A 22063-nucleotide genomic window follows, 5' to 3' on the forward strand; every position below is an offset into this window, starting at 1 on the left:
TTGCCCGGTGGGGGCGGTGGATAGATTCGTAGCGTGCTGGGCCTACCTGCTCATGTGACCGCCTGCCTCTTCGACCTCGACGGCGTGCTGACCCAGACCGCCAAGGTGCACAACGCCGCCTGGAAACAGACCTTCGACGACCTGCTGCGCCGGCACGCCGAGGCCGGCGGCGAACCGTTCCGGCCGTTCGACCCCGGCCCGGACTACAACCGCTACGTCGACGGGAAACCGCGCGCCGACGGGGTGCGCTCGTTCCTCGCCTCCCGGGGCATCACCCTGCCCGAGGGGAGCCCCGACGACCCGCCCGACGCGGACACCGTCAACGGCGTCGGCAACCGCAAGAACGTCGTCCTGCTGGACCGGATCCACCACGACGGCGTCGAGGCGTACCCGGGCTCGGTGGCCTACCTGAAGGCGGCCGAGCAGGCCGGGTTGCGCCGCGCGGTGGTCTCGGCCAGCGCCAACTGCCGCGACGTGGTCGCCGCCGCCGGCCTGGAACCCCTGCTTGAGGTACGCGTCGACGGGCTGGTCGCCCGCGCCGAGGGGCTGCGCGGCAAACCGCACCCGGACACCTTCCTCGCCGCCGCCAAGCTGCTCGGGGTGGCCCCCGCCGACGCGGCCGTGTTCGAGGACGCGCTGGCCGGGGTGGCCGCCGGGCGGGCCGGTGGCTTCGGGCACGTGATCGGGGTGGACCGGGCCGGCCAGGCCGACGAGCTGCGCGCCCACGGCGCCGACGTGGTCGTCACCGACCTCGCCGACCTGCTGACCGGGCCGGCCGCATGATCCGGGAACGCGCCTACCCGGTCGAGCCGTGGCACATCCGGGAGACCCGCCTCGACATGGACGTGCTGGCCCAGTCCGAGTCGGTGTTCGCGCTCTCCAACGGTCACATCGGGCTGCGTGGCAACCTCGACGAGGGCGAGCCGCACGGCCTGCCCGGCACCTACCTCAACTCGTTCTACGAGCTGCGTCCGCTGCCGTACGCGGAGGCCGGGTTCGGGTTCCCCGAGTCGGGGCAGACCATCGTCAACGTCACCAACGGCAAGCTGATCCGGCTGCTCGTCGACGACGAACCCCTCGACCTGCGCTACGGCGAGCTGCTCAGCCACGAACGGGTCCTCGACCTGCGGGCCGGCACCCTGCACCGGGAGATGCACTGGCGCTCGCCCGCCGGCCGGGAGGTGAAGGTCCGCAGCACCCGGCTGGTCTCCTTCACCCAACGGTCGGTCGCCGCGATCCACTACGAGGTGGAGGCGGTCAGCGGCCCGCTGCGGCTCATCCTCCAATCCGAGCTGGTCGCCAACGAGAACCTGCCGGCGCAGAGCCGCGACCCCCGGGTCGCCGCCGTGCTGGAGTCGCCGTTGCAGGCCGAGGAGGAGCTGACCACCGACGACGGCGGGCTGCTCATCCACCGCACCAAGGTCAGCGGGCTGCGGGTGGCCGCCGGGATGGGCCACGACGTGGACGCCCCGGGCAAGACCACCATCGAGTCCGAGGGGTACGAGGACTGGGTCCGGACCACCATCGGCTGCGTGCTCCAGCCCGGCGAGACGATGCGGGTGGTCAAGTTCTTCGCGTACGGCTGGTCCAGTCGACGCTCGCTGCCGGCGCTGCGCGACCAGGTCGGCGCGGCGTTGGCCGCCGCCCGGCTGACCGGCTGGGACGGGCTGCACCGGGAACAACGCGAATACCTCGACGGGTTCTGGGACGCCGCCGACGTCCGGGTCGAGGGGGACCCGGAGGTGCAGCAGGCCGTCCGGTTCGGACTGTTCCACGTGCTCCAGGCCGGTGCGCGGGCCGAACGCCGGCCGATCTCCGCCAAGGGGCTCACCGGCCCCGGCTACGACGGGCACGCGTTCTGGGACACCGAGATGTTCGTCCTACCGGTGTTGACGTACACCCAGCCGGGCGCGGTCCGCGACGCCCTGTACTGGCGGCACGCCACCCTGGAGCAGGCCCGGGAACGGGCCCGCACATTGAACCTGGCCGGCGCGGCGTTCCCGTGGCGGACCATCGAGGGCCCGGAGTCCTCGGCGTACTGGCCGGCCGGCACCGCCGCCTTCCACATCGCCGCCGACATCGCCGACGCGTTGCGCCGCTACGTCCTGGTCACCGGTGACGACCAGCTGGAACGCGACATCGGCCTGGAACTGCTGGTGGAGACCGCCCGGCTGTGGCGCTCGCTGGGCCACCACGACCGCAACGGCCGGTTCCACCTCGACGGGGTGACCGGCCCCGACGAGTACACCGCCGTCAAGAACGACAACATCTACACCAACCTGATGGCGCAGCGGAACCTCCTCACCGCCGCCGACTGCGCGATGCGCCTGCGCGACGAGGCGCTCGACCTGGGGGTGACCGAGGAGGAGGCGGCCGAGTGGCGGGACGCCGCCCAGGCCATGCACATCCCGTACGACGAGGACCTCGACGTGCACGAGCAGGTGGAGGGCTTCACCCGGCTCCAGGAGTGGGACTTCGCGCACACCCCGACCGAGAAGTACCCGCTGCTGCTGCACTACCCGTACTTCGACCTGTACCGCAAGCAGGTGGTCAAGCAGGCCGACCTGGTGCTGGCGATGCACTGGCGGGGGGACGCCTTCACCGACGCGCAGAAGCTGCGCAACTTCCTCTACTACGAGCGGCGTACCGTACGCGACTCGTCCCTGTCGGCCTGCACCCAGGCGGTGCTCGCCGCCGAGGTCGGGCACCCCGAGCTGGCGCACAGCTACCTGCGGGAAGCCGCGCTGATGGACCTGCACGACCTCAACGAGAACACCCGCGACGGCGTACACATGGCGTCGTTGGCGGGGGCCTGGATCGCGTTGGTGGCCGGGTTCGGTGGGCTGCGCGACCACGACGGCGAGCTGTCGTTCACCCCCCGGCTGTCCAGCGGGTTGAGCCGGTTGGAGTTCTCGTTGCAGTGGCGGTCGATGCGGCTGCGGGTGGACGTCCGGCCCCACCAGACGACCTACTCGCTGCGCAACGGTGGCCCCGACACGGCCCTGGAGCTGCGACACCACGGGGAGACCGTCCGGGTCACCTCCGCCGCGCCGGTCACCGTACCCGTGCCGCAGACCCACGAGCAGACCCCCGCGCCGGAACAACCACCCGGCCGGGCCCCGCTGCTGCGCCTTCCGGAGTCCCGCGCCTGATCCCGTCCGTTCGGGCCCGTCGACCGTTCGGGCCCGTCGACCGTTCGGGCCCGTCGACCGTTCGGGCCCGTCGACCGGTCGGGCCCGGTCGTGCCGGTCCGGCCCTGGTCCGGTCCGGTCGTGTCGGTCCGGTCGTGTCGGTCCGGTTCGATTGTGGAGAGTTCTTGTCGCGGGAGCGACAAGAACTCTCCACGATCACGTGCCTGGTGCCCTCCCTCGACCCCGACGGCCGCCGGGGGTCAGAACTGGGGGCCGTCGGAGGGGCGGCCACCGGCATCGCGCGGTGCGACCGCCCGCGGGTCGTCCGGGGTACGCGCCTGTGCCGCCTCGTCCGCCCAGTCGAGGTTGCGCTCGGCGTCCTGTTCGGGGCGTTCCTGCTCGATGGTCCGGGTCTGCTGACGTGTCTTCCGCTTGGCCATGGCGAACCTCGTGATCCGTGCGGGGCGCTGCTGCGCCGGTGCCGACGTCACGCGCGTCTTCCCGCCCGCCGCCCCCGCAAACGCCGTCCCCGCTCGCCACCGCCGTCCCCGCTCGCCACCGCCGCCCGCCACCCGCCGCCCTGCTACCGTCCGCCGCCTGGACACCGTCACCGCCAGCGCCCGCTGACGTGCCGGACACCGCCGGCGCCGCCGACGTTGCTGTGCCCCTACCACCGCCGCCCGCCGACGTCGCCGGACAGCGCCGTGGACGCCGCCGGTCCGGTGTTCAGGCGTCGAGGTGGCGGGTGAAGGCGAGCCGCAGGTGGTTCTTCGGACGGGCGCCGACGATCGAGCCGACCACCTCACCGCCGACGAACACCAGCATGGTGGGCAGCGACATCACCCCGTAAGCCCGGGCGGTGGCGGGGTTGGCGTCGGTGTCCACGGTGACCACCCGCAGCCGGTCGCCGAACTCGTCGGCCAGCTCGGCCAGGTGTCGTGAGGTCCCCACGCAGGGCGGGCACCAGTCCGCCCAGAAGTCGACCACCACCGGCCGGTCGGCGGCGAGCACCGTGTCGGCGAAGGTCGCGTCGGTGACGGCGGTCAACTGTCCCGCTGCCGTGTCCTGAGGCATGTTTCCTCCCGTTGGATGATCGCCTGGGCGAGTTGGTCGTGCAGCTGCCGCCGTACCGTGCCCAGCCGGTCGAGGTAGGCGTCCACCTCGGCCAGCTTGCGACGCAGCACGGCGACCGAGTCCGGGCAGACGTCCCCCGAGGCGTGGCCGGCCCGCAGGCAGGCCACGAACGGCCGGATGTCGTCGAGGCCGAAGCCGACCGCCAGCAGCGCCCGGATCTCGTGCACCACCCGCAGCTCCGCCTCGTCGTACACCCGGTAGCCGTTGGCCGAGCGGCGTGGCCGGACCAGCCCGTGCGTCTCGTAGTACCGCAGCGTGCGGGTGCTCGTTCCGGCCCGTTCCGCCAGCTCACCGATCAGCATCCGACCTCCTCGGCGGAGTTCCTGGCGTCACGCTAGACCTTGTCGCCGGTGTCAAGGCAACGGGCGGGCGCGGCGCGGGTGGGAGTGGCACGGGTGGGAGTGGCACGGGTGAGAGCGGTCGCCGGGCGGGTAACCGCCACCGACCGCACGGCGGAAAGGAGCAACACCATGGGGGTACGCGCCGAGGCGACGGTGCCGCTGCGGGACGCCCGGTTGCCGGCCGACGTCGACGGGCCGGACGACGCGGTGGGGGTGGTGCTCTTCGCCCACGGCAGCGGCAGCTCCCGGCACAGCCCGCGCAACGTGGCGGTGGCCCGGGTGCTGCAACGCCGGAGGCTGGTGACGGTGCTGGTGGACCTGCTCACCGCCGAGGAGGATGCGGTCGACGCCCGTACCGCCGAGCTGCGCTTCGACATCGAACTGCTGGCCGGTCGGCTCGCCGGGACCGTCGACTGGCTCGCTGCCGAACCGGCGCTGGGCCGGCTGCCGGTCGGCCTGTTCGGCGCGAGTACCGGTGCGGCCGCCGCCCTGGTGGCCGCCGCCGCACGTCCGCAGCGGGTCGCCGCAGTGGTGTCCCGGGGTGGTCGACCCGACCTGGCCGGGCCGGCCCTGGCCGGGGTACGTGCGCCGACGTTGCTGCTGGTGGGCGGCCTCGACGAGCAGGTGATCACGCTGAACGAACAGGCCGCCGGGCTGCTGACCGGCCCGCACGAGTTCCGGGTGGTGCCCGGTGCCACCCACCTGTTCGAGGAACCGGGCACCCTGGACGAGGTCGCCGACGCGGCAGCCGACTGGTTCAGCCGCCACCTCCCCGTCCCGGCCTGACCGCTCCCACCGTGACGATCCTGGGTGGCTGCACCGCTGACGATCGTGCTCGATCCATGGTGCGGCGGGCTCGGATCAGGCGGAAGCCGCTACGACACGGATCGAGCACGATCGTGACCCGACGGTGTGGGGTGCCGGATCGGTGGGTCAGGCGGGGGTGGCGGGTGACTCGTCGTCGTGGCGGTGCGGCCGGTCTTCCGGCGGGGCCGACGCGACCTGCTCCCGGTGCCGTTGGACGGTGTCGACCACCCGGTAGGCGACCGCCGCGATCGGCACCGAGACGAACGCCCCCGCGATGCCGGCGATCAGGGTGCCCGCCGTTACCACCACCAGGATCACCGCCGGGTGCAGCTGCACCTGCCGCTTCATGACCAACGGCTCCAGCAGGTTGCCCTCGATCTGCTGGACGGCGATCACCGCAGCCAGCACCAGCAGCGCCGTGGTCGGACCGTTGGCGGCCAGCGCCACCAGCACGGCGACCGCGCCGGCGACCGTCGCCCCGATGATCGGTACGAAGCCGCCGAGGAACGTGATCAGCGCCAGCGGCAGCGCCAACGGCACCCCGAGCAGCACCAGCGCCAGCCCGATGCCGAGGGCGTCGATGGCCGCGATGAGCATCGTGCCCCGGCTGTACGACCCGAGGGTGCGCCAACCGGCCCGACCGGCCTCGGCGGTCACCGCCCGGTTCGGGCCGGTCATCCGACGCAGCACCCAGTGCCACATCGACCGGCCGTCCTTCAACAGGAAGAACAGCAGTACCAGGGCGAGTAGGGCGGAGCCGACCGCCTCGGTCGCCGTACGGGCCCCGCCGACCGGGTCCGGGGCGCTGCCACCCAGGCCGTCGCGGACCTGCTGGACCAGCTTGTCGAGTTGGGCGTCACTGACCGGCAGGGTTCCGGTGACGAAGTCGCGGGAGCGTTGCAGACCCTCGTCGAGCTGCTGGCTCAGCTCCCCGAACTGGGCGGCGGTCAGGTTCCACACCAGCACCCCCACCCCGACCAGCACCCCGAGCAGCAGCAGGACGCTCAGCAGCGCGGCGAGCGCGGCCGGTACCCGCAGCCGGCGCAGGGCCAACAGCACCGGGTCGAGCAGCGCGGTGAGGAAGAAGGTGACCGCCACCGCGATCGCCAGCGGCGCGAGCAGCACCGCCACCTTCCCCAGCAGGTAGCACCCGAACACCACGACCACCAGGCAGGCGCTCCAGACCACCGCCGTGCGGACCAGCCAGGGCAGTGCCGCCCAGGCCTGCCGTGGGGTGGGGCGGGCACCCGCAGCCGTCACTTCGGGCGTACGCCCGGTACCGTCCTCGACCACGTCGGATCCTCCTCGGTCTCGGCGGGGTCGATACCCGACCCGGTCGGCCGCGACACCCGGTGGCTCAACGTCGTGCCGACCGGTCGGTTCCGCTCAGGACGGTCGTACCCGGACGGCCACGCCCAGCAAGGGTGACGCCGGCACGCTGTCGCAGCACGGTGCCGGCCGGACTGTCCTGTCGCGCCGTTCAGCGGTGGTGTCGTGCCGGGTCCCTCGTGGTGCGGTCGACCCGCCGGGCGCTGTGGTGCGCCCGCTGCCGCCGCGCTGCGGTGTTTGTGCCCGGGCGGACGGGGAACGCAACAGGCCGACGACGAGGAGGACACCGTGAGCGACTTCATGAACAAGGTCAAGGATTTCGCCGACAAGCACGACAAGCAGGCCGACCAGGGCCTGGACAAGGCCGGCGACTTCGCCGACGAGCGGACCGGCGGCAAGTACGACGAGCAGATCGACAAGGGTGTCGACGCGATCCAGGCGCGCACCGGTGAGGGCGACCAGGGTCGCTGAGCCGTTCCCGATGCCGGGTCACCCGTTCGGGTGGTCCGGCATTGTCGTGTCAATAGCTGCTCACCTCTGGTAACCATCGACGAGTCTCGCTACTATCCGCAGTCGGGGCATGACTCACCGTTGAGTCGTGTGGAGTGGGCCGGCACGCGGCACTGCGCGCCGTCGACGAGAGGGAGCATCCCCGGTGACCGACACAACGCACGCCACGATCGCCCGGCCCTACCCGTTCAGCGATCCGCACCGGCTCGACGTCGACCCCCGTTACGCCGGGCTGCGCCGCGACGAACCGCTGATCCGGGTCCAACTCCCGTTCGGTGAGCCGGCCTGGCTGGCCACCCGGCACGCGGACGTACGAGCCGTGCTGGGTGACCTCCGGTTCAGCCGGGCCGCCGCCGTCGGGCGGGACGAGCCGCGCAGCACCCCCTACCAGCGGGAGGCCGGCATCCTCGGGATGGACCCGCCCGAGCACAGCCGGCTGCGCCGGTTGGCGGCGAAGGCGTTCACCGCCCGACGGGTCGAGGAACTCCGCCCGCGGACCCGGGAACTGGCCGAGGACCTGGTGGCCGGGATGATCGCCGCAGGGTCGCCGGCCGATCTGGTCAGCCATGTCGCGACCCCGCTGCCGATCCGGGTCATCTGTGATCTGCTGGGCGTGCCGGTCAGTGACCAGGACCGTTTCCACACCTGGTCGGAGGCGATCGTGTCGACCACGTCCCTGCGACCGGAGGTGGCGCAGAGCTACATCGACAACCTGCTGTCGTACATGGCGGGGCTGATCGCCCAGCGGCGGGTGACCCCCACCGACGACCTGATCGGGGCGATGGTCCGGGCCCGCGACGACAACGCCGACCGACTCACCGAGGACGAGATGGTACGCCTGGCGGCGGGCCTGCTGGCCGCCGGTCACGAGACCACCGTGACCCAGATCCCCAACCTGGTCTACGTCCTGCTCACCGAGCCGGACGTCTGGCAGCGGCTGTGCGCCGAACCGGCCCTGGTGCCGTCCGCCGTGGAGGAACTGCTGCGCTTCATCCCACTCGGTGCCACCGCCGCGTTCGCCCGGTACGCCCTGGAGGACGTCGAACTCGGTGGGGTGCTGGTCCGGGCCGGTGAACCGGTGCTGGTCTCCATCCCCTCGGCCAACCGGGACGAGAGCGTCTTCCCCGACGCCGACCGGCTGGACCTCGACCGGAAGGTGAACCCGCACCTCGCCTTCGGGCACGGCCCGCACCACTGCATCGGGGCCCAACTGGCCCGGATGGAACTCCAGGTGGTCCTTGAGACCCTGCTGGCCCGTACCCCGGGCCTGCGGTTGGCGGTGCCCGAGTCGGCACTGACCTGGAAGAGCGGCCTGCTGGTCCGGGGCCTGACGGCGTTGCCCGTCACCTGGTGACGGAAGGACGGAGGACAGATGGGGGAGCACGGCTGGCGGGTGCACGTGGACCCGACCCGGTGCATCGGGGCAGGAATCTGCGCGGGCTACGCCCCGGCCCACTTCGTGCTGGTGGACGGATTGTCCCGGCCGCTGGCCGAACGGATCGATCCGGCGGACGCGGTGCTGGACGCCGCCGAGTCCTGCCCGATGGAGGCGATCGTGGTGTCCGACGCGGCCGACGACAGCCGGATCGCCCCGGGCGCCTGAGCGGGTGGTGGCCGCCCCCGGCGGGGTACCCGGAGACGGCCACCACCCCCGCTCAACCCTGCTGGTCGTGCAGCTCCGCCCTGGTGGTGGGCCGCCCGCTCAGCGCGTCCCTGATCCGGTCGACCAGGCCCGCACCGGGATTGAGCAGCCGGTTCGCCGGCGGATGGTCCGGAGCGCCGGGGTGCGGGCGGGTCGGCAGGTGTCCCTTCGCCGCCTGGACCCGGTCGGCCAGTTCGACCAGCTCCTCGTGGGCGACGGCGGCCCGCAGCCGGGGAAAGAGCTCAGCCTCCTCCTCTTTCACGTGGTGCCGGATGCTCTTCGTCAGGTGGCTGATCAGCGGCTCGAAGCGGGCGTCGGACGGGTCCAGCGGCTCCAGCTCCTTCAGCGTCCGCTCGGCCACGGCGTGCTCGGCGATCTCGTGTTCGGCGAGCTGGTCGCCGTCGGGCAACGCCCGGCGGGCGGTCGGGTAGACGTACATCTCCTCGGCGACCGCGTGCCGGACCAACTCGGCGATCATCACGTCGGCCAGCCGGCGACGGTGCTCGGCGCTGCCCTGTCGGCTCTCCAGCTCCACGAAGATCGTCTCGATCTCGTGGTGGTCGGCGGTCAGGACGTCCACGACGTCCTGACCCGTGGTGGCCTGTGCGTTGCTCATCTCGGTGCCCCTTACCGGTTGCGGGCGGATCGGTTCCTGGCGGGCCTGTACCCACCACCGGGCACCCGAACCATCACCGTCGATGAGCTGCCGGTCCCGGCTTCCCGGGCCGACCCGTCCGGGGACGCACCCCGGGGCCGACCTCCGGCCGGGCTACGGACGCCCGCTGCCGGTGTGCCGCGCGGGCCGTCCCGACAGTCGGTGGATCGGTCCTAGTCGGACGGGAGGGGCGGGAGGGACCCCAGCAGCCGGGTCACGGTGATCTCGATGACGACCCGCTCCGGGTTCGGGCGCGGCTGGCGGTAGCGCTCCGCGTACCGGCGCTCCGCCTCGGCCACCGCGTCGGGGTCCGTGCGCAGCACCGCCCGACCCTCGACGGTCAGCCACCAACGGCCGTCGAGGTGGCAGGCGGCCACCGGGACGCCGGCCGATCCGGCGGCGGCGACGTACCGGGCCTTGGCCGAACCACCGGAGGTGATCACCCGGGCCAGCCCGGCCGTCGCGTCGTAGGTCAACCCGACCGGTACGACGTGCGGCGTGCCGTCGGGACGTGGGGTGGTCAGCGTGGCCAGGTGCCGCTCCCGGCAGAAGGTGAGGACCCGCTCGTCGTACGGGTCCAACTGGTGTCTGCCGGCCATGTCCGTTTCCCGTCCCGTGCGGGGCGTCGCCCCGGTTCAGCCCCGATCATGACATCATCCGCCCGGTCCGGCCCTGGCCGGGCGGGGAGGATGAGGCGTCGGACAGGGCACCAGGTCGGCCGGGCAGCGGCGGCCCGGCGGCCCAACGGCGTTGGGCCAGGCGACCCAGGTAGATCAGCGCACCGGCCAGCACACCCATGTCGTCCAGGTAGATCGGGTCGGGCAACACGTCGACCGGCAGGATCGTGTAGATGAGCGCGCCGTAGAAGGCCACCTTGCCGCCCACGCCCAGCGTGCCGAGCAGCCGTCGGGTGCGGATGACCCGTACCGCCAGCAGGACCGCGCCGACCAGCGTCGCCAGCGCCAGGATGCCGCCGACGACCACGAGCGCCCACATCTCCCGGGACATGCCCGCAACGCTAGCCCAGCCCGGCCCGTCGCGCCGGATTCCGTCGCCGACCCGACGGGCCGGCCGGTGGCGGTCGGGTCAGTAGGCGGCGACAGCGGCCCGGCCGCGTGCCACGGTGGGGTTCTCCCGGGTGGCTTCGGCCGACGGGCGCGGGCTGTCCGTCATCGGCAGCACCGACTCGGCCCGCTCCGGCCGGCGCTCCCGCGCGGCGAACGCCTCGTCCCGCAGGCTGCGCGCCGCCGCCCCGGCCAGGTCGGCAGCCCGCCAGGCCGCCTGTTCCCGGGCGACCGCCGCCCGGTGCCGGGCGGCCAGGTGGTCCCGCGTGGCGCGGCGCAGCACCAGTTCCTGCTCCACGGGGTGCCGGCGCGGGTCCCAGCCGGCGCGGTGGGCGAGGGCGTCGTCGAGTTGCGCGTCCGACAGCTCGCCCCGGCGGTGTGCCTCCTCGGCGGCCCGGTGCAGCCAGCGCTCCCGGTCGGCGTACTCGGCCGGGGTCTGCCCGGTGTGCGGCAGCGGCATGGCCGCGGCGGCGGCGAGCCGACGCAGGTGCGCCTCGGCCGACTCCAGGGCCGTCCAGGCGGACTCGACCTCGTCCTGGGTGGCCAGCCACTCGGCCCGCAGCCGGCTCGCGGTGGTGCCCGCCCGGTCGGCCGCCACGGCGACCTCCTCGGCGTACCGGGTGTGCTCCCGGTCCTGTTCGGTGCGCTCCCGGTCGTCGGGCAGGGCGGCGTCGCGGAACCGGCGGGCCACCGCCAGCCGGAACCGGTCGGGACGGACGACCAGGGCCGCGACGGCGACGGCCGCGACGGCGAGCAGGATCAGCCAGATTCCGGCGGCGGCGGGGACGTCGGGCAGGACGGCGGAGAAGACGGTCTGCATCACCAGCACCTCACGGTGGAACAACGATGTGGACGGACGGGGGCCCGGTCGGGGCGGGAGCTACGGGCGGCGTGTCCTCAACGGGCCGGATCCGGCCGGCCCACCTCGGACCGGGGCGCGGTCGGGGACGGGCACCGGGAGTGCCGCGCCGCTCAGTGCCGGGGCGGGCCGCGCCGGCCGGTGGCGTCCCGGGCCGGGTCCGGCGTCGCCACGTCCACCCGGGCGGCGGGCCGGACCGTGGGCTCGTCGGCGGATCCGGCCGGCAGCGGCCGGGTGGGCCCGTGGGCGGGTCGCCCGGCACCGGGACGGGTCTCGGTGGACGCGTCGTCCCCGGCGTAGGTGTCGGCGGGTAGCTCGGCCACCCGCGAGGTCACCACGAGCGGCTGGGCGGCAGCGGCGGCCGGGCCACCGGTGGTGGCGAACAGCCCGCCGAGGCCGACGGTGAGCACCAGGGCGGTGACCGCCAACCGGGTCAGGTCGCGCAGCCTCGACACCCAGACGGGCCGGGTGGAAGCTGGGCGGATCACCCGTCCAACCTATCCCCACCCGGCCGTGCGCGCAGCGTCGGTGACCCGATCGGGCCAGTGACCCGGGCCACGGTGTGCCCTGTGGACGGACCGTCCCCAGCAGGGATACGCGCGCTGACCTGCCCCTGGATGCATCGACGGCGATGAGAATGCCGACAGTTTCCGCCCGGTCGGTCCGGGCAATTGGCCGGCGGCGCGACACCCTGCCGCGCCGGGACCGAACAGACCGGAGGAGACACCATGGGAGTACGTCGTCAGGTCGCCGCGGCCGTCGCCGTCGCCACCGCGACGGTGCTGGCCACCGCCGTACCCGCGCAGGCCGCGCCGACCGCCGTCGACACCGGGCCACTCACCCCGGTCGCCGACGTCGACGTCGAGCGGTACGCGGGCGACTGGTACCAGGTCGCCGCCATCCCGGCGATCTTCGAGATCCAGTGCTTCAAGAACGTCAAGGCCCGGTACGACGTCCAGCCCGACGGCACCGTCGGGGTCCGCAACACCTGCCAGACCATCGTCGGCACCACCAGTGCGGTCACCGGTCGGGCCCGCAGCGAGAACCCGCCGGCCGACTCGGCGTTGACCGTGTCGTTCCTCAAGCTCGGCAACCGGTGGCTCTACCTGGGCGGGCCGAACTACGTGGTGATCGGGCTCGACCCCGACTACCGCTGGGCGGTCGTCGGTGATCCGGACCGCAGCACCGGCTTCGTCCTGTCCCGGGAGCCGGCGCTGACCGGGGCACAGACGACGGCGGCGAAGGCGGCGCTCACCGCCAACGGCTACGACCTCTGCGACCTCCGTACCACCCGGCAGGACGGCGGCGCGTGGGCCGGCAGCTTCTGCTGAGCCGTCCCCCGGCCGGTTCTGTCGAGGCGTCCCCGGGCCGGTCCTGCTGAGCCGTCCCGGCCTGGGGCGCGGTCCGGGCTGATGCCTCAGGCGTCGGTCGGGTGGGCCGTGGGCCCCGACGTCGAGGTCGGCGTGGTGGGGGTGAAGAGGGCGAGCAGGGCACCGACCTGGCGGTCGGCCTCGGCGGGGTGCCGGAAGTGACCGCTCGGGTCGATCGTGTACTCGTTGCGTCGGCCGACCCGGGTACGCCGCAGGTAGCCACCGGTCTCCAGGTCCGCCACGATGGCCTGGGCGGCCCGCTCGGTCACCCCGACCTCGTCGGCGACGTCCCGCAGCCGGGCGGTGGGGTTGCGGGCGATGGCGAGCAGCACGTGACCGTGGTTGGTGAGGAACGTCCAGTTCCGGGTGCTCCCGGTGCCGCCCGTCGTCGTCGCCATGACGTCATCGTATGGCCCGTACCTGGGAGGCCCGCCGTCGGCCGCCGGGTCGGACCGTGGGCCTCGACCCCTGGTCGACATCGTGGCGACCAAAGCCTGAAACGTGGATCACGAAATCTTGACGTACCTTTCGCTGCGTGTGACCGTGGGAACACGGCCGTCGTCGTCGCCGCCGGCCGGCGTGACCAGGTGCGATTCCGGACCGAGGTGAGGCAATGGCCCCGATCACTCCGACCCAGGCGCTGGCCGAACTACAGGCGGGCAACCGGCGTTTCGTCGCCGGGGAGCCCCACCACCCCAACCAGGGTGCCAGCCACCGGGCCGCCGTCGCCGACGGCCAGCATCCCTTCGCCGTCATCGTCGGCTGCTCCGACTCCCGGCTGGCCGCCGAGATCATTTTTGACCGGGGTCTGGGTGACCTCTTCGTGGTCCGGACCGCCGGGCACACCGCCGGGCCGGAGGTGCTCGGCAGCGTCGAGTACGCGGTGACGATCCTCGGCACCCCGCTGGTGGTGGTCCTCGGGCACGACTCCTGCGGGGCGGTGCAGGCGGCCCGGGAGGCGGCCCGTACCGGCACCCAGCCCCCGGGGCACCTCTACTCGGTGGTCGCCGCCGTCGGGCCGAGCCTGCGTCGCGCCGACCAGCAGGGGGTGCACGACATCGACGGGATCGTCGACATCCACATCGCGCAGACCGTCGAGGTGCTGCTCGGCAACTCCCCGGTGATCGCCGCCGAGGTGGCCGCCGGGCGGTGCGCGGTGGTCGGCATGTCCTACCGCCTCGCCGCCGGTGAGGTCCGCCAGGTCGCCCCGGCCCACGAGGCCGCCGCCCCCGCCACCCGGGCGGCTGCGCCCACCACCGCGGCGGCCGCTGCCGTCGTACCCGGGCCGGCCGTGCCGACGGGTGTCGACGCCGTGCCGACCGGCGAGCCCGCGGCCGTCCCCGGCTGAGGCGTACCACGCACGACGAAGGCCGCCCGGCTCAGCCGGGCGGCCTTCGTGCTGGCCGACTCGATCACCTCACCGGGGCGGTGCGGTGCCCGGGCCCCGGACACCGCACCGCCCCGGTGAGGGCCGGCTACATCAATGACACGTGGACGTGGTCGGTGTGGTTGGAGGGCCCGGAGTACGAACTCCAGCCGTTGGCCGGGAACCAGATCTGCCGGTTCCAGATCACGTAGTAGATGCCCAACCGGTCCGAGTTGCGGATCAGGAACGCGGCGAGGTTGTTGCCGTACATCCGGGTGTCGTTGTTGTGCCACGGGCTGAAGCCGCTCTTCTGCAACGACCAGTCGCACGCCTTGCCCTTGGGGTGCTCCCACGGCCCGCCGGGGCGGTAGCAGCCGACGAACCGGTTGAACCCGGCCCGCTTGACCTCCTTGTACATGTGCAGCGTGCGCGGGGTGATGCAGCCGGACGTGGTGGGGTCGTTCTCGCTGCACGACTCGCCGCGCCAGTCGCCGTCGGCCGTCTGGCCCGGGGCGATCCGGGCGACCGGCGACGTGGCGTCGACCAGGCCACCGGTGAAGCCCCGCCCGCCGACGAGGGCGAGCGCCTTGTCGGCCTCGGTCTTCTTCTTGGCCATCAGGTTGGTCTGCTTCTGCTGCTCACGGACCTCGGTGTCGACGGCGAGCTTGGCCTGCTCGGCACGCTTCTTGACCTTGTTGACCTCGGCCAGCTTGCCGGCGTTGACCATGTTCAGCTCGTCCAGGGCGGCGGCCCGCCGGACGAAGGTGTCCGGGGCGTTGCTCTCCAGCAGCGCCGCGACCGCGCCGACCCGACCCGTCCGGTACGACTGGGCGGCGATCTCGTTGACCTGCGGAGCCAACGCCGCCAGCTCCTGCTCCGCCTTCTCCACCTCGATGGCGTACTCGAGTTGGCGCTTCTTGGACTTCTCCAGCCGGTTCCTCGCCGCCGAATACTCCCGGTTCGTCGCCTCGATGACGTCGGTGAGCAGCTTCGGCTCCTCGTCCTCCTCGTGCCCCGAGGGGGTGGGCGCGTTGGGTGCTGCCGCCGCGGGGGCGGCGGCGGGCCCGGCGACCAGCGCCAGGGCGGCGAGCACGGCCACCACCGGAGTCCACCAGTGGCGTAGGGGTGCCGTCACAGTTGTCCCTTCCGTCGACCGCCGACCGGGTTAGCTGACGGGTTCGGGACGGAAGTGGCCCCTACCGCTGGCGCGGATTCACCCCAGGTGCTCGGTTCCCCGGCTCGCCGTACGGCGATTGGGCGGTGGCACCGCTGGCTCCGGTGGGCGCCTTCGGCGGTGACCGGCAGCGAGGTTACCCGAGAGTCGTACCGGGGATCTACGGTCACAACCCGGCAAAATGCGTATTTTCCCGATAGCGAGGGGTAATCAGTGACGCGACCGACAGCCGCGACCTCACCTCCGGTCACACAGCGCAGTGTCACCATGCGGTGTCCGTGCTCCTTTCCGGGTCTGGCCACCGTGCGGGGGCCGGGGTGGACGGTTCGCCGTGCCGGGGGCCGCTCAGCGCCGCCAGCGCCTCGGCACGGTCGGGGGCGGGGCGTGGGGTGGGCGTCGGTCCGGTCGCGTCGGCGTCGGCGGGACCACGCCCGGCGGTGACGACGAGCGCGGCCAATCCGGTGGTCAGCGGCACCGCCGCCACCAGCCCCAGGGTCGCCACCGCGCTGCGGACGATCTCCTGGGCCAGGAACTCGCTGGTCAGGATCTGACTCACCGGCCGGCTGTCGGCGGTGAGCAGGAGCAGCAACGGCAACGAGGCCCCCGCGTACGCCAGCACGATCGTGTTGACCGTGGACGCGATGTGCGCCCGCCCGACCCGGGTCGCCGCCCGGTAGAGCTGCAACCGGGACAGCCCCGGATTGGCGTGCGCCAGCTCGGTGACGGTGGCCGACTGGGTGACCGTGACGTCGTCCAGGACGCCCAGCGAACCGATGATGATCCCGGCCAGCAGCAGTCCGTGCAGGTCCACGTCACGCTGGTACATCGACAGCGTGGTGGCCTCCTCGCTGCCGTACCCGGTCAGGTGGGTGGCGGCGGTGGCCAGCGTGCCCAGGACGCCGGTCAGCACCAGGCTGCCCAGCGTGCCGAGCACCGCCACCGAGGTCTGTGCGGTGACCCCGTGGGTGAGGTACAGCACCACGAACATGATCAGCGCGGCGCCGGTGACCGCGATCGGCAGCGGTGCGCCCCCGGCGGAGATGCCCGGCACCACGAAGGTCAACAGGATGGCGAAGCTCGCCCCGAGGCCGGCCAGGGCGGCCAGCCCGCGCAGCCGGCCGAACGCGACGATCGCCGCCGCGAACAGGGCGACCAGCCAGAGCAGCGGCATGCCCCGCTGGTGCTCGGCGATGTGGTAGCTGCTCACCGACGGGTCGGTGGGGTCGGCCAACGCGACCAGCACCACCTCGTCGCCGACCGTCACCGTCGGTGCCCCCGGCCCGGACGGGACCGGCGTCTCGACCTGCTCACCACTGTCCGGGCCCTGCCCGACGGTGACCGTCACCGTCCCGCACGGCCCGTCGGCCGCCCCCGACGGGCCGTCGGGGGTCTGCGGGACGGGCGGGCACGGCTCGGTCACCACCCGGGTCACCGTGCCGTGGTAGCGGGGCACCTGCTCGCCCTGGTCGATCTTCGGGGTCTCCCCCGGCCAGAGCAGCAGCGTGGCGATCACCGTGACGACGATGAGCGGCACCACCGTCATGACGAGGATCCGCCGCACCCGGGGTGGGGTGGACGGAGCGGGACGGGTGTGGTCGGCGCCCATGTGTGCGAGTACTCCCAACGATCCGGGACGGGATACGTGTCAGCCGGCCAGCCGGTTCATCCACGGGCGGCGGGTCGTCGGACGATGGTAGCCAGCACCAGGTCGGGCCGCGCGGTTCACGTGCTGGTGGCAGGCCCCGCCACCGCTGCGGCCGGTACGCCCGTGTCGGGTGGCCGACCCGTCCGGGCCCGCCGGCCGTCCGGGACGGCTAGCGTGGAACCGTGCGGCGGGCGGGAACGACGACGGCCGGGCGGTGGCTGCGGCTGCTGCTGCTCGTCGGCACCCTGCTGGGGCTGTCCGCGATGCACACCCTCGGCCACGACGCGCACCCGGCCGCCGGTCATCCCGCCGACGGTCGGCCGGTCGGCCACTCCACGGTCGGCCACTCCACCTCGGCGGACCGGACCTCCGTCGGGCACGACACCCCGGTCGAGCGCCCCCACCGGACGTCCGTCGTGTCGCCGGTCATGGACCGGGGGGACCTGACCGGTCCGGTACGGCTCACGATGGTGACGGCCCGTCCCCTCGGGTGCGGGGCCGGATGTGTGGTGGTGCTGCCCGACGAGCCGACCGGCTCACCGGCCACCGGGTGGAGCGTCTGCCTGGCGGTGCTCGGGGCGCTCACCGTGATGCTGCTGGTGCTGCTCTTCGCGGTGCGTACCAGGCCGGCCGGGGTGGCCCGTCCGCCGTCGCGGCCCCGGGAGCCGCGCGCCCCGCCACCGCGCCCGCTCGGGCTCCGGTTCGCCACGGTGTCGGTACTGCGCAGATAGGACACCCGGGCGCGGCTCCGCCGTGTCCGCCGTCCGTCTCCGTCGTATCGAAAGGTCTGCCCGTGTCCACTCGTACCCTTGCCCGTCGCGCCGCCCTGGCCGGCGTCGCTCTCACCACCGCGTCCGCCCTGACCGCCTGCGGCGGGGGCCACTCCACCGAGGGCGGCCACGGCCGTCCGGCCGCGGGCACCGCCCCGGCCGCCTCCGTGTCCGCCGGGGTCGCCCCGGCGGACGTGATGTTCGCCCAGATGATGATTCCGCACCACCAGCAGGCGGTACGCATGTCGGAGCTGGCCGGGAACCGGGCCGCCGATCCGGAGGTCACCCGGCTGGCCGAACAGATCCGTGCCGCCCAGGCCCCGGAGATCGCCACCATGACCGGGTGGCTGACCGCCTGGGGCCGGCCCGTCCCGTCCGGCGGCCCGGCCGACGGTCACCTGCCGGGGATGGACCACGGCATGCCGGGGATGATGTCCGACGCCGACCTGGCCCGGTTGGAGGGGGCGACCGGTCGGGACTTCGACCGCCGGTTCCTCACCCTGATGATCGCCCACCACGAGGGTGCGATCACCATGGCCCGGCAGGAGTTGGCGGACGGCCGGCACGCCGGGGCCAGGGCCATGGCGCAGCAGATCGTCACCACCCAGCAGGGCGAGATCGACACCATGCGCAAGATCCTCGCCCGGCGCTGACCGTCACCCGTGACGCGTCGCGGGGCCGGATCCCACCGGCCCCGCGACGCCGGGCGGTCCGCCCGTCCGGTGCCCCGCCGACCGCAGGTCGCCGGACGGGCGGGCCGGTCAGCCGCGTTTCATCAGGCGGCCGACGGCGGCCATCATCTCGGCGGCCATCTCGTCGGCGCGGCCCTCGGCGGCCCCCTCGTGCATGCAGTGCCGGGCGTGGCCGTCGAGCAGCCCGAGGGCGACCTTGTCCAGGGCGGCCTGCACGGCGGAGATCTGGGTGAGCACGTCGATGCAGTACCGGTCGTCGTCGACCATCTTCTCGATGCCCCGGACCTGCCCCTCCACGCGGCGCAGCCGCGCGAGCAGTTGGTCCTTGCTGGCGGTGTAGCCCCGGACCGGGGTGCTCGGTGTGGTCATGGCGACCAGGATAGCTTACCCCCGGGGGGTATGCTACGGTCGCAGGGCAACGTACCCCTGGGGGGTATGTTGGACGAGTGGAGGGAAGAGCCGCATGATCACGAACTACCAGGTGAAGGGCATGACCTGCGGGCACTGCGTCAGCGCGGTCAGCGCCGAGGTGGGTGCCCTCGACGGCGTCACCGACGTCCAGGTCGACCTGGCCTCCGGCCGGGTCGCCGTCACCAGCGACCGCCCGCTGGACGCCGCGTCCGTGCGGGCCGCCGTCGACGAGGCCGGCTACGACCTCGTCGAGGCGTGACGGTCCGGGGGGACCGGTGAACACACCGACCAGGCTGGGCGGCTTCGCCCTCGCCCTCGCGGTGGTGTTCGGCGCGGCGTACGGGGTCGGCCAGCTGACCGGCCCCGTCACCCCGCCCGCCGGGACCCGCCACGACCCCACGCACACCCCGCGACCCGTCCCCAGCCCCGTTAGCCCGCAGCCCACCACCGACCCGACGCCGAGCGTGCCCGTCACCGGCACCGGCGGGGCCGGTCACACCCACGGTTGACCGGAGGTGCCGCGATGACCCCGAACACGTCGAACCTGCCCACCGCACCCCACCTGATCGAACTGGCCATCGGCGGGATGACCTGCGCGTCCTGCGCCGCCCGGATCGAGAAGAAGCTCAACCGGCTCGACGGCGTCGAGGCGAGCGTCAACTACGCCACCGAGAAGGCCACCGTCCGGTACGCCGACGGCGTCACCCCCGACGACCTGATCGCCACCGTGGAGAAGACCGGCTACACCGCCGTCGTCCCCCCGCCGCCCACCCCCGCCGGCACGGAACCGGCCGCAGGGCCGGTCGACGAGCTGGGCGCCCTGCGGACCCGGCTGCGGGTGTCGGCCGTGCTCACCGTGCCGGTGATCGTGCTGGCGATGGTGCCGGCCTGGCAGTTCACCTACTGGCAGTGGCTGTCCCTGACCCTGGCCGCCCCGGTGGTCGCGTACGGCGGGCTGCCGTTCCACCGGGCCGCCTGGACCAACCTGCGGCACGGCGCGGCGACCATGGACACCCTCGTGTCGCTCGGCACCCTGGCCGCGTTCGGCTGGTCGCTCTGGGCGCTCTTCCTCGGCGACGCCGGGATGCCCGGGATGACCCACCCGTTCCGGCTGGACATCGTCCGCACCGACGGGGCCGGCAACATCTACCTGGAGGCCGCCGCCGGGGTGACCGTGTTCCTGCTGGCCGGCCGCTACTTCGAGGCCCGCTCCAAGCGGACCGCCGGGGCGGCCCTGCGGGCCCTGCTCGAACTCGGCGCGCGGGACGTCGCCGTGCTGCGCGGCGGCACGGAGACCCGCGTTCCGGTCGACCAGCTCGTGGTGGGCGACCGGTTCGTGGTCCGGCCCGGCGAGAAGATCGCCACCGACGGGCGGGTCGACGAGGGCACCTCGGCGGTCGACGCCAGCATGCTCACCGGCGAGTCGGTGCCGGTCGAGGTGGGGCCCGGCGACACGGTGGCCGGTGCCACCGTCAACGCGGGCGGCCGGCTGGTCGTCACCGCCACCCGGGTCGGCGCGGACACCCAGCTCGCCCAGATGGCCCGGCTGGTGGAGGCGGCACAGACCGGCAAGGCCGCCGTGCAGCGGCTCGCCGACCGGATCTCCGGGGTCTTCGTGCCGGTCGTCATCGTGCTCGCCGTCGGCACGCTGGGCTGGTGGCTGGGGTCCGGGGCCGGCCCCACCGCCGCCTTCACCGCCGCGGTGGCCGTGCTGATCATCGCCTGCCCGTGCGCGCTCGGCCTGGCCACCCCGACCGCGCTGCTGGTCGGCACCGGGCGGGGTGCCCAGCTCGGCATCCTGATCAAGGGACCGGAGGTGCTGGAATCCACCCGGCAGGTCGACACGGTGGTGCTGGACAAGACCGGCACCGTCACCACCGGCCGGATGACCCTGGTCGACGTCCGCCCCGCCGAGGGGCAGGACCGGGCCGAACTGCTCCGGCTCGCCGGGGCGGTGGAGGCCGGCTCCGAGCACCCGATCGCCCGCGCCGTGGCGGCCGGCGCCGCCGAAGCCGGGGAACTGCCCCCGGTCACCGGGTTCTCCGCCGCCGAGGGGCTCGGCGTCACCGGCACCGTCGACGGCCGCGACCTGGTCGTCGGGCGGCCGAGGCTGCTCCGCGAGCGGGGTCTGGACGTACCGGAGGAGGTGGTCCGGGCGGTGGCCGAGGCGGAGGCCGCCGGTCGTACGGCAGTGGTGGCGGGCTGGTCCGGGCGGGCCCGTGGGGTCCTCGCGGTCGCCGACGTGGTCCGGCCCACCAGCCGGGAGGCGGTCGCCGGGCTGCGCGCCCTGGGCCTGACCCCGGTGCTGCTCACCGGGGACAACGCGACCGTCGCCAAGGCGGTGGCCGCCGAGGTGGGCATCGACCAGGTGACCGCCGAGGTGCTGCCGGCCGACAAGGTCGACGTGATCCGCCGGCTCCAGGCGCAGGGTCGTACGGTCGCCATGGTCGGTGACGGGATCAACGACGCGCCGGCCCTGGCCCAGGCCGACCTGGGGCTGGCCATGGGCACCGGCACCGACGTGGCGATCGAGGCGTCCGACCTGACCCTGGTCCGGGGCGACCTGAGCGCCGCGGTGGACGCGATCCGGCTCTCCCGGCGCACCCTCGCCGTGATCAAGGGCAACCTGTTCTGGGCGTTCGCCTACAACGTGGCCGCCCTCCCGCTGGCCGCCGCCGGCCTGCTGAACCCGATGATCGCGGGCGCGGCGATGGCCTTCTCGTCGGTCTTCGTGGTGGCCAACAGCCTCCGCCTCCGCCGCTTCTCCACCACCACCCTCCACCCCGGACGACCGCGTTGATCAAGAGGTTTGCGTCACCAGTCGGCTTGCTGGTGACGCAAACCTCTTGGTCAACGGGCCGGAGCGGGGGTGGGGGTGTTTTGGGGACGGGGGGTGGGGGTAGTTGAGGGGCGTTGGAAGAAATGCTTATTCGGGAGGCTCTCATGGGGTTCGACGACAAGATCGAAAACACGAGCGAGAACGCCGCCGGCAAGGTCAAGGAAGGCGTGGGTCGGGCGACCGACAACGAGCGTCTGGAGGCCGAGGGTCGTAGCGACCAGGCCAAGTCCAGCCTCAAGCAGGCCGCCGAGAAGGTCAAGGACGCTTTCAAGAGCTGAACCGCGCCACCCGTCACGCCGGACCGACCTCGTCGGTCCGGCGTGA

General features: G+C 73.4%; 27 protein-coding genes and 1 riboswitch. Of the genes, 14 read left to right on the forward strand and 13 right to left on the reverse strand.

The genetic code is table 11. The features are described 5' to 3' along the window. Positions 1–33: 33 nt before the first annotated feature. Positions 34–783, forward strand: coding sequence for a beta-phosphoglucomutase family hydrolase (locus JQN83_RS04180; protein WP_208565642.1), 750 nt, complete (start codon positions 34–36; stop codon positions 781–783). Further along, complete coding sequence (locus JQN83_RS04185) at positions 780–3152, forward strand: glycoside hydrolase family 65 protein (RefSeq protein ID WP_208565643.1); 2373 nt, start codon at positions 780–782, stop codon at positions 3150–3152. Before JQN83_RS04180 ends, JQN83_RS04185 begins: the two co-directional genes overlap by 4 nt. A gap of 239 nt (positions 3153–3391) precedes the next feature. Here JQN83_RS04185 and JQN83_RS04190 read toward each other — a convergent pair whose 3' ends face one another. The 3 genes from JQN83_RS04190 to JQN83_RS04200 all read right to left on the reverse strand — a co-directional run bounded on the left by JQN83_RS04190 (position 3392) and on the right by JQN83_RS04200 (position 4567). Next, positions 3392–3571, reverse strand: a complete 180-nt coding sequence (locus JQN83_RS04190; RefSeq protein ID WP_208565644.1) for a hypothetical protein — start codon at positions 3569–3571, stop codon at positions 3392–3394. 286 nt (positions 3572–3857) lie between these two features. Continuing rightward, positions 3858–4205 (reverse strand): thioredoxin family protein, encoded by a 348-nt coding sequence (locus JQN83_RS04195; RefSeq protein ID WP_279632642.1) that lies wholly within the window; start codon positions 4203–4205, stop codon positions 3858–3860. Next, the gene (locus JQN83_RS04200; protein WP_208565645.1) at positions 4175–4567 is read right to left on the reverse strand and encodes a MerR family transcriptional regulator; all 393 of its coding nucleotides are present in this window, start codon (positions 4565–4567) and stop codon (positions 4175–4177) included. Before JQN83_RS04200 ends, JQN83_RS04195 begins: the two co-directional genes overlap by 31 nt. A 168-nt stretch (positions 4568–4735) precedes the next feature. Here JQN83_RS04200 and JQN83_RS04205 point away from each other — a divergent pair, with 168 nt between their 5' ends. Further along, positions 4736–5392 carry a dienelactone hydrolase family protein gene (locus tag JQN83_RS04205; RefSeq protein WP_208565848.1) on the forward strand — a complete coding sequence of 219 codons (657 nt, stop codon included), beginning with the start codon at positions 4736–4738 and terminating at the stop codon, positions 5390–5392. Between the two features lie 147 nt (positions 5393–5539). Here JQN83_RS04205 and JQN83_RS04210 read toward each other — a convergent pair whose 3' ends face one another. Beyond that, positions 5540–6706 (reverse strand): AI-2E family transporter, encoded by a 1167-nt coding sequence (locus tag JQN83_RS04210; protein ID WP_307798988.1) that lies wholly within the window; start codon positions 6704–6706, stop codon positions 5540–5542. Positions 6707–7042: 336 nt separating this feature from the next. Between JQN83_RS04210 and JQN83_RS04215 the strand changes: the two genes are divergently transcribed. The 3 genes from JQN83_RS04215 to JQN83_RS04225 all read left to right on the forward strand — a co-directional run bounded on the left by JQN83_RS04215 (position 7043) and on the right by JQN83_RS04225 (position 8855). Next, positions 7043–7213, forward strand: coding sequence for an antitoxin (locus JQN83_RS04215; protein WP_244251796.1), 171 nt, complete (start codon positions 7043–7045; stop codon positions 7211–7213). 184 nt (positions 7214–7397) lie between these two features. Then, complete coding sequence (locus tag JQN83_RS04220) at positions 7398–8606, forward strand: cytochrome P450 (protein WP_208565647.1); 1209 nt, start codon at positions 7398–7400, stop codon at positions 8604–8606. 18 nt (positions 8607–8624) lie between these two features. Next, positions 8625–8855, forward strand: a complete 231-nt coding sequence (locus JQN83_RS04225) for a ferredoxin (protein ID WP_208565648.1) — start codon at positions 8625–8627, stop codon at positions 8853–8855. Between the two features lie 52 nt (positions 8856–8907). Here JQN83_RS04225 and JQN83_RS04230 read toward each other — a convergent pair whose 3' ends face one another. From JQN83_RS04230 to JQN83_RS04250, 5 genes are all read right to left on the reverse strand, one after another. Then, entirely contained in the window at positions 8908–9510 is a 603-nt protein-coding gene (locus tag JQN83_RS04230) for a hemerythrin domain-containing protein (protein ID WP_208565649.1), read from the reverse strand. A 212-nt stretch (positions 9511–9722) separates the two neighbouring features. Further along, positions 9723–10148 (reverse strand): TIGR03618 family F420-dependent PPOX class oxidoreductase, encoded by a 426-nt coding sequence (locus JQN83_RS04235; protein WP_208565650.1) that lies wholly within the window; start codon positions 10146–10148, stop codon positions 9723–9725. 46 nt (positions 10149–10194) lie between these two features. Beyond that, on the reverse strand, positions 10195–10557 hold the full coding sequence (locus tag JQN83_RS04240) for a YkvA family protein (RefSeq protein WP_208565651.1): 363 nt from the start codon (positions 10555–10557) through the stop codon (positions 10195–10197). 78 nt (positions 10558–10635) lie between these two features. Then, complete coding sequence (locus tag JQN83_RS04245; RefSeq protein ID WP_208565652.1) at positions 10636–11433, reverse strand: hypothetical protein; 798 nt, start codon at positions 11431–11433, stop codon at positions 10636–10638. Between the two features lie 152 nt (positions 11434–11585). Then, positions 11586–11960 (reverse strand): hypothetical protein, encoded by a 375-nt coding sequence (locus JQN83_RS04250; RefSeq protein ID WP_208565653.1) that lies wholly within the window; start codon positions 11958–11960, stop codon positions 11586–11588. A 240-nt stretch (positions 11961–12200) separates the two neighbouring features. On the opposite strand from JQN83_RS04250, the gene JQN83_RS04255 reads away from it, so the two are divergent. After that, the gene (locus JQN83_RS04255) at positions 12201–12803 is read left to right on the forward strand and encodes a lipocalin family protein (protein ID WP_208565654.1); all 603 of its coding nucleotides are present in this window, start codon (positions 12201–12203) and stop codon (positions 12801–12803) included. Positions 12804–12889: 86 nt separating this feature from the next. Here the strand turns inward: JQN83_RS04255 and JQN83_RS04260 are convergent, their stop codons facing one another. Further along, on the reverse strand, positions 12890–13240 hold the full coding sequence (locus JQN83_RS04260; protein ID WP_208565655.1) for a helix-turn-helix transcriptional regulator: 351 nt from the start codon (positions 13238–13240) through the stop codon (positions 12890–12892). A gap of 215 nt (positions 13241–13455) precedes the next feature. Between JQN83_RS04260 and JQN83_RS04265 the strand changes: the two genes are divergently transcribed. After that, positions 13456–14190: a carbonic anhydrase gene (locus tag JQN83_RS04265; protein ID WP_208565656.1), complete on the forward strand. Its 735-nt coding sequence runs from the start codon at positions 13456–13458 to the stop codon at positions 14188–14190. 127 nt (positions 14191–14317) lie between these two features. Here JQN83_RS04265 and JQN83_RS04270 read toward each other — a convergent pair whose 3' ends face one another. Both JQN83_RS04270 and JQN83_RS04275 read right to left on the reverse strand, forming a co-directional pair. Then, positions 14318–15343: a coiled-coil domain-containing protein gene (locus JQN83_RS04270; RefSeq protein ID WP_208565657.1), complete on the reverse strand. Its 1026-nt coding sequence runs from the start codon at positions 15341–15343 to the stop codon at positions 14318–14320. A gap of 3 nt (positions 15344–15346) precedes the next feature. Continuing rightward, a riboswitch (cyclic di-AMP (ydaO/yuaA leader) is annotated at positions 15347–15478 on the reverse strand. Between the two features lie 166 nt (positions 15479–15644). Continuing rightward, positions 15645–16988, reverse strand: a complete 1344-nt coding sequence (locus JQN83_RS04275; RefSeq protein WP_208565658.1) for a YibE/F family protein — start codon at positions 16986–16988, stop codon at positions 15645–15647. Positions 16989–17209: 221 nt separating this feature from the next. Here JQN83_RS04275 and JQN83_RS32765 point away from each other — a divergent pair, with 221 nt between their 5' ends. Both JQN83_RS32765 and JQN83_RS32770 read left to right on the forward strand, forming a co-directional pair. Continuing rightward, positions 17210–17758, forward strand: a complete 549-nt coding sequence (locus tag JQN83_RS32765; protein WP_244251580.1) for a hypothetical protein — start codon at positions 17210–17212, stop codon at positions 17756–17758. A gap of 62 nt (positions 17759–17820) precedes the next feature. Beyond that, positions 17821–18450: a DUF305 domain-containing protein gene (locus JQN83_RS32770; protein ID WP_307798990.1), complete on the forward strand. Its 630-nt coding sequence runs from the start codon at positions 17821–17823 to the stop codon at positions 18448–18450. Positions 18451–18558: 108 nt separating this feature from the next. On the opposite strand, the gene JQN83_RS04285 is transcribed toward JQN83_RS32770, so the two are convergent. Then, positions 18559–18858 carry a metal-sensitive transcriptional regulator gene (locus tag JQN83_RS04285; protein WP_091244878.1) on the reverse strand — a complete coding sequence of 100 codons (300 nt, stop codon included), beginning with the start codon at positions 18856–18858 and terminating at the stop codon, positions 18559–18561. Positions 18859–18952: 94 nt separating this feature from the next. Between JQN83_RS04285 and JQN83_RS04290 the strand changes: the two genes are divergently transcribed. From JQN83_RS04290 to JQN83_RS04305, 4 genes are all read left to right on the forward strand, one after another. Next, positions 18953–19159 (forward strand): heavy-metal-associated domain-containing protein, encoded by a 207-nt coding sequence (locus tag JQN83_RS04290; protein WP_208565660.1) that lies wholly within the window; start codon positions 18953–18955, stop codon positions 19157–19159. Positions 19160–19175: 16 nt separating this feature from the next. Beyond that, positions 19176–19409 (forward strand): hypothetical protein, encoded by a 234-nt coding sequence (locus tag JQN83_RS04295; RefSeq protein WP_208565864.1) that lies wholly within the window; start codon positions 19176–19178, stop codon positions 19407–19409. 14 nt (positions 19410–19423) lie between these two features. Then, a complete protein-coding gene (locus JQN83_RS04300) occupies positions 19424–21700 on the forward strand; it encodes a heavy metal translocating P-type ATPase (RefSeq protein ID WP_208565661.1) in 2277 nt (758 codons plus the stop codon). Between the two features lie 143 nt (positions 21701–21843). After that, entirely contained in the window at positions 21844–22017 is a 174-nt protein-coding gene (locus tag JQN83_RS04305) for a CsbD family protein (protein ID WP_208565662.1), read from the forward strand. Positions 22018–22063: the final 46 nt, after the last annotated feature.

Source organism: Micromonospora antibiotica (assembly GCF_017599305.1).
Classification (GTDB): Bacteria; Actinomycetota; Actinomycetes; order Mycobacteriales; family Micromonosporaceae; genus Micromonospora; species Micromonospora antibiotica.

Bases quoted from the DNA above. Each gene is read 5' to 3' on its own strand.
- JQN83_RS04200 (WP_208565645.1), bottom strand. From the start codon at position 4,567: ATGCTGATCGGTGAGCTGGCGGAACGGGCCGGAACGAGCACCCGCACG.
- JQN83_RS04275 (WP_208565658.1), bottom strand. From the start codon at position 16,988: ATGGGCGCCGACCACACCCGTCCCGCTCCGTCCACCCCACCCCGGGTG.
- JQN83_RS04240 (WP_208565651.1), bottom strand. From the start codon at position 10,557: ATGTCCCGGGAGATGTGGGCGCTCGTGGTCGTCGGCGGCATCCTGGCG.
- JQN83_RS04195 (WP_279632642.1), bottom strand. From the start codon at position 4,205: ATGCCTCAGGACACGGCAGCGGGACAGTTGACCGCCGTCACCGACGCG.
- JQN83_RS04305 (WP_208565662.1), top strand. From the start codon at position 21,844: ATGGGGTTCGACGACAAGATCGAAAACACGAGCGAGAACGCCGCCGGC.
- JQN83_RS04215 (WP_244251796.1), top strand. From the start codon at position 7,043: ATGAACAAGGTCAAGGATTTCGCCGACAAGCACGACAAGCAGGCCGAC.
- JQN83_RS04300 (WP_208565661.1), top strand. From the start codon at position 19,424: ATGACCCCGAACACGTCGAACCTGCCCACCGCACCCCACCTGATCGAA.
- JQN83_RS04205 (WP_208565848.1), top strand. From the start codon at position 4,736: ATGGGGGTACGCGCCGAGGCGACGGTGCCGCTGCGGGACGCCCGGTTG.
- JQN83_RS04290 (WP_208565660.1), top strand. From the start codon at position 18,953: ATGATCACGAACTACCAGGTGAAGGGCATGACCTGCGGGCACTGCGTC.
- JQN83_RS04190 (WP_208565644.1), bottom strand. From the start codon at position 3,571: ATGGCCAAGCGGAAGACACGTCAGCAGACCCGGACCATCGAGCAGGAA.
- JQN83_RS04260 (WP_208565655.1), bottom strand. From the start codon at position 13,240: ATGGCGACGACGACGGGCGGCACCGGGAGCACCCGGAACTGGACGTTC.
- JQN83_RS04245 (WP_208565652.1), bottom strand. From the start codon at position 11,433: ATGCAGACCGTCTTCTCCGCCGTCCTGCCCGACGTCCCCGCCGCCGCC.
- JQN83_RS04230 (WP_208565649.1), bottom strand. From the start codon at position 9,510: ATGAGCAACGCACAGGCCACCACGGGTCAGGACGTCGTGGACGTCCTG.
- JQN83_RS04235 (WP_208565650.1), bottom strand. From the start codon at position 10,148: ATGGCCGGCAGACACCAGTTGGACCCGTACGACGAGCGGGTCCTCACC.
- JQN83_RS04225 (WP_208565648.1), top strand. From the start codon at position 8,625: ATGGGGGAGCACGGCTGGCGGGTGCACGTGGACCCGACCCGGTGCATC.
- JQN83_RS04285 (WP_091244878.1), bottom strand. From the start codon at position 18,858: ATGACCACACCGAGCACCCCGGTCCGGGGCTACACCGCCAGCAAGGAC.
- JQN83_RS04265 (WP_208565656.1), top strand. From the start codon at position 13,456: ATGGCCCCGATCACTCCGACCCAGGCGCTGGCCGAACTACAGGCGGGC.
- JQN83_RS04185 (WP_208565643.1), top strand. From the start codon at position 780: ATGATCCGGGAACGCGCCTACCCGGTCGAGCCGTGGCACATCCGGGAG.
- JQN83_RS04255 (WP_208565654.1), top strand. From the start codon at position 12,201: ATGGGAGTACGTCGTCAGGTCGCCGCGGCCGTCGCCGTCGCCACCGCG.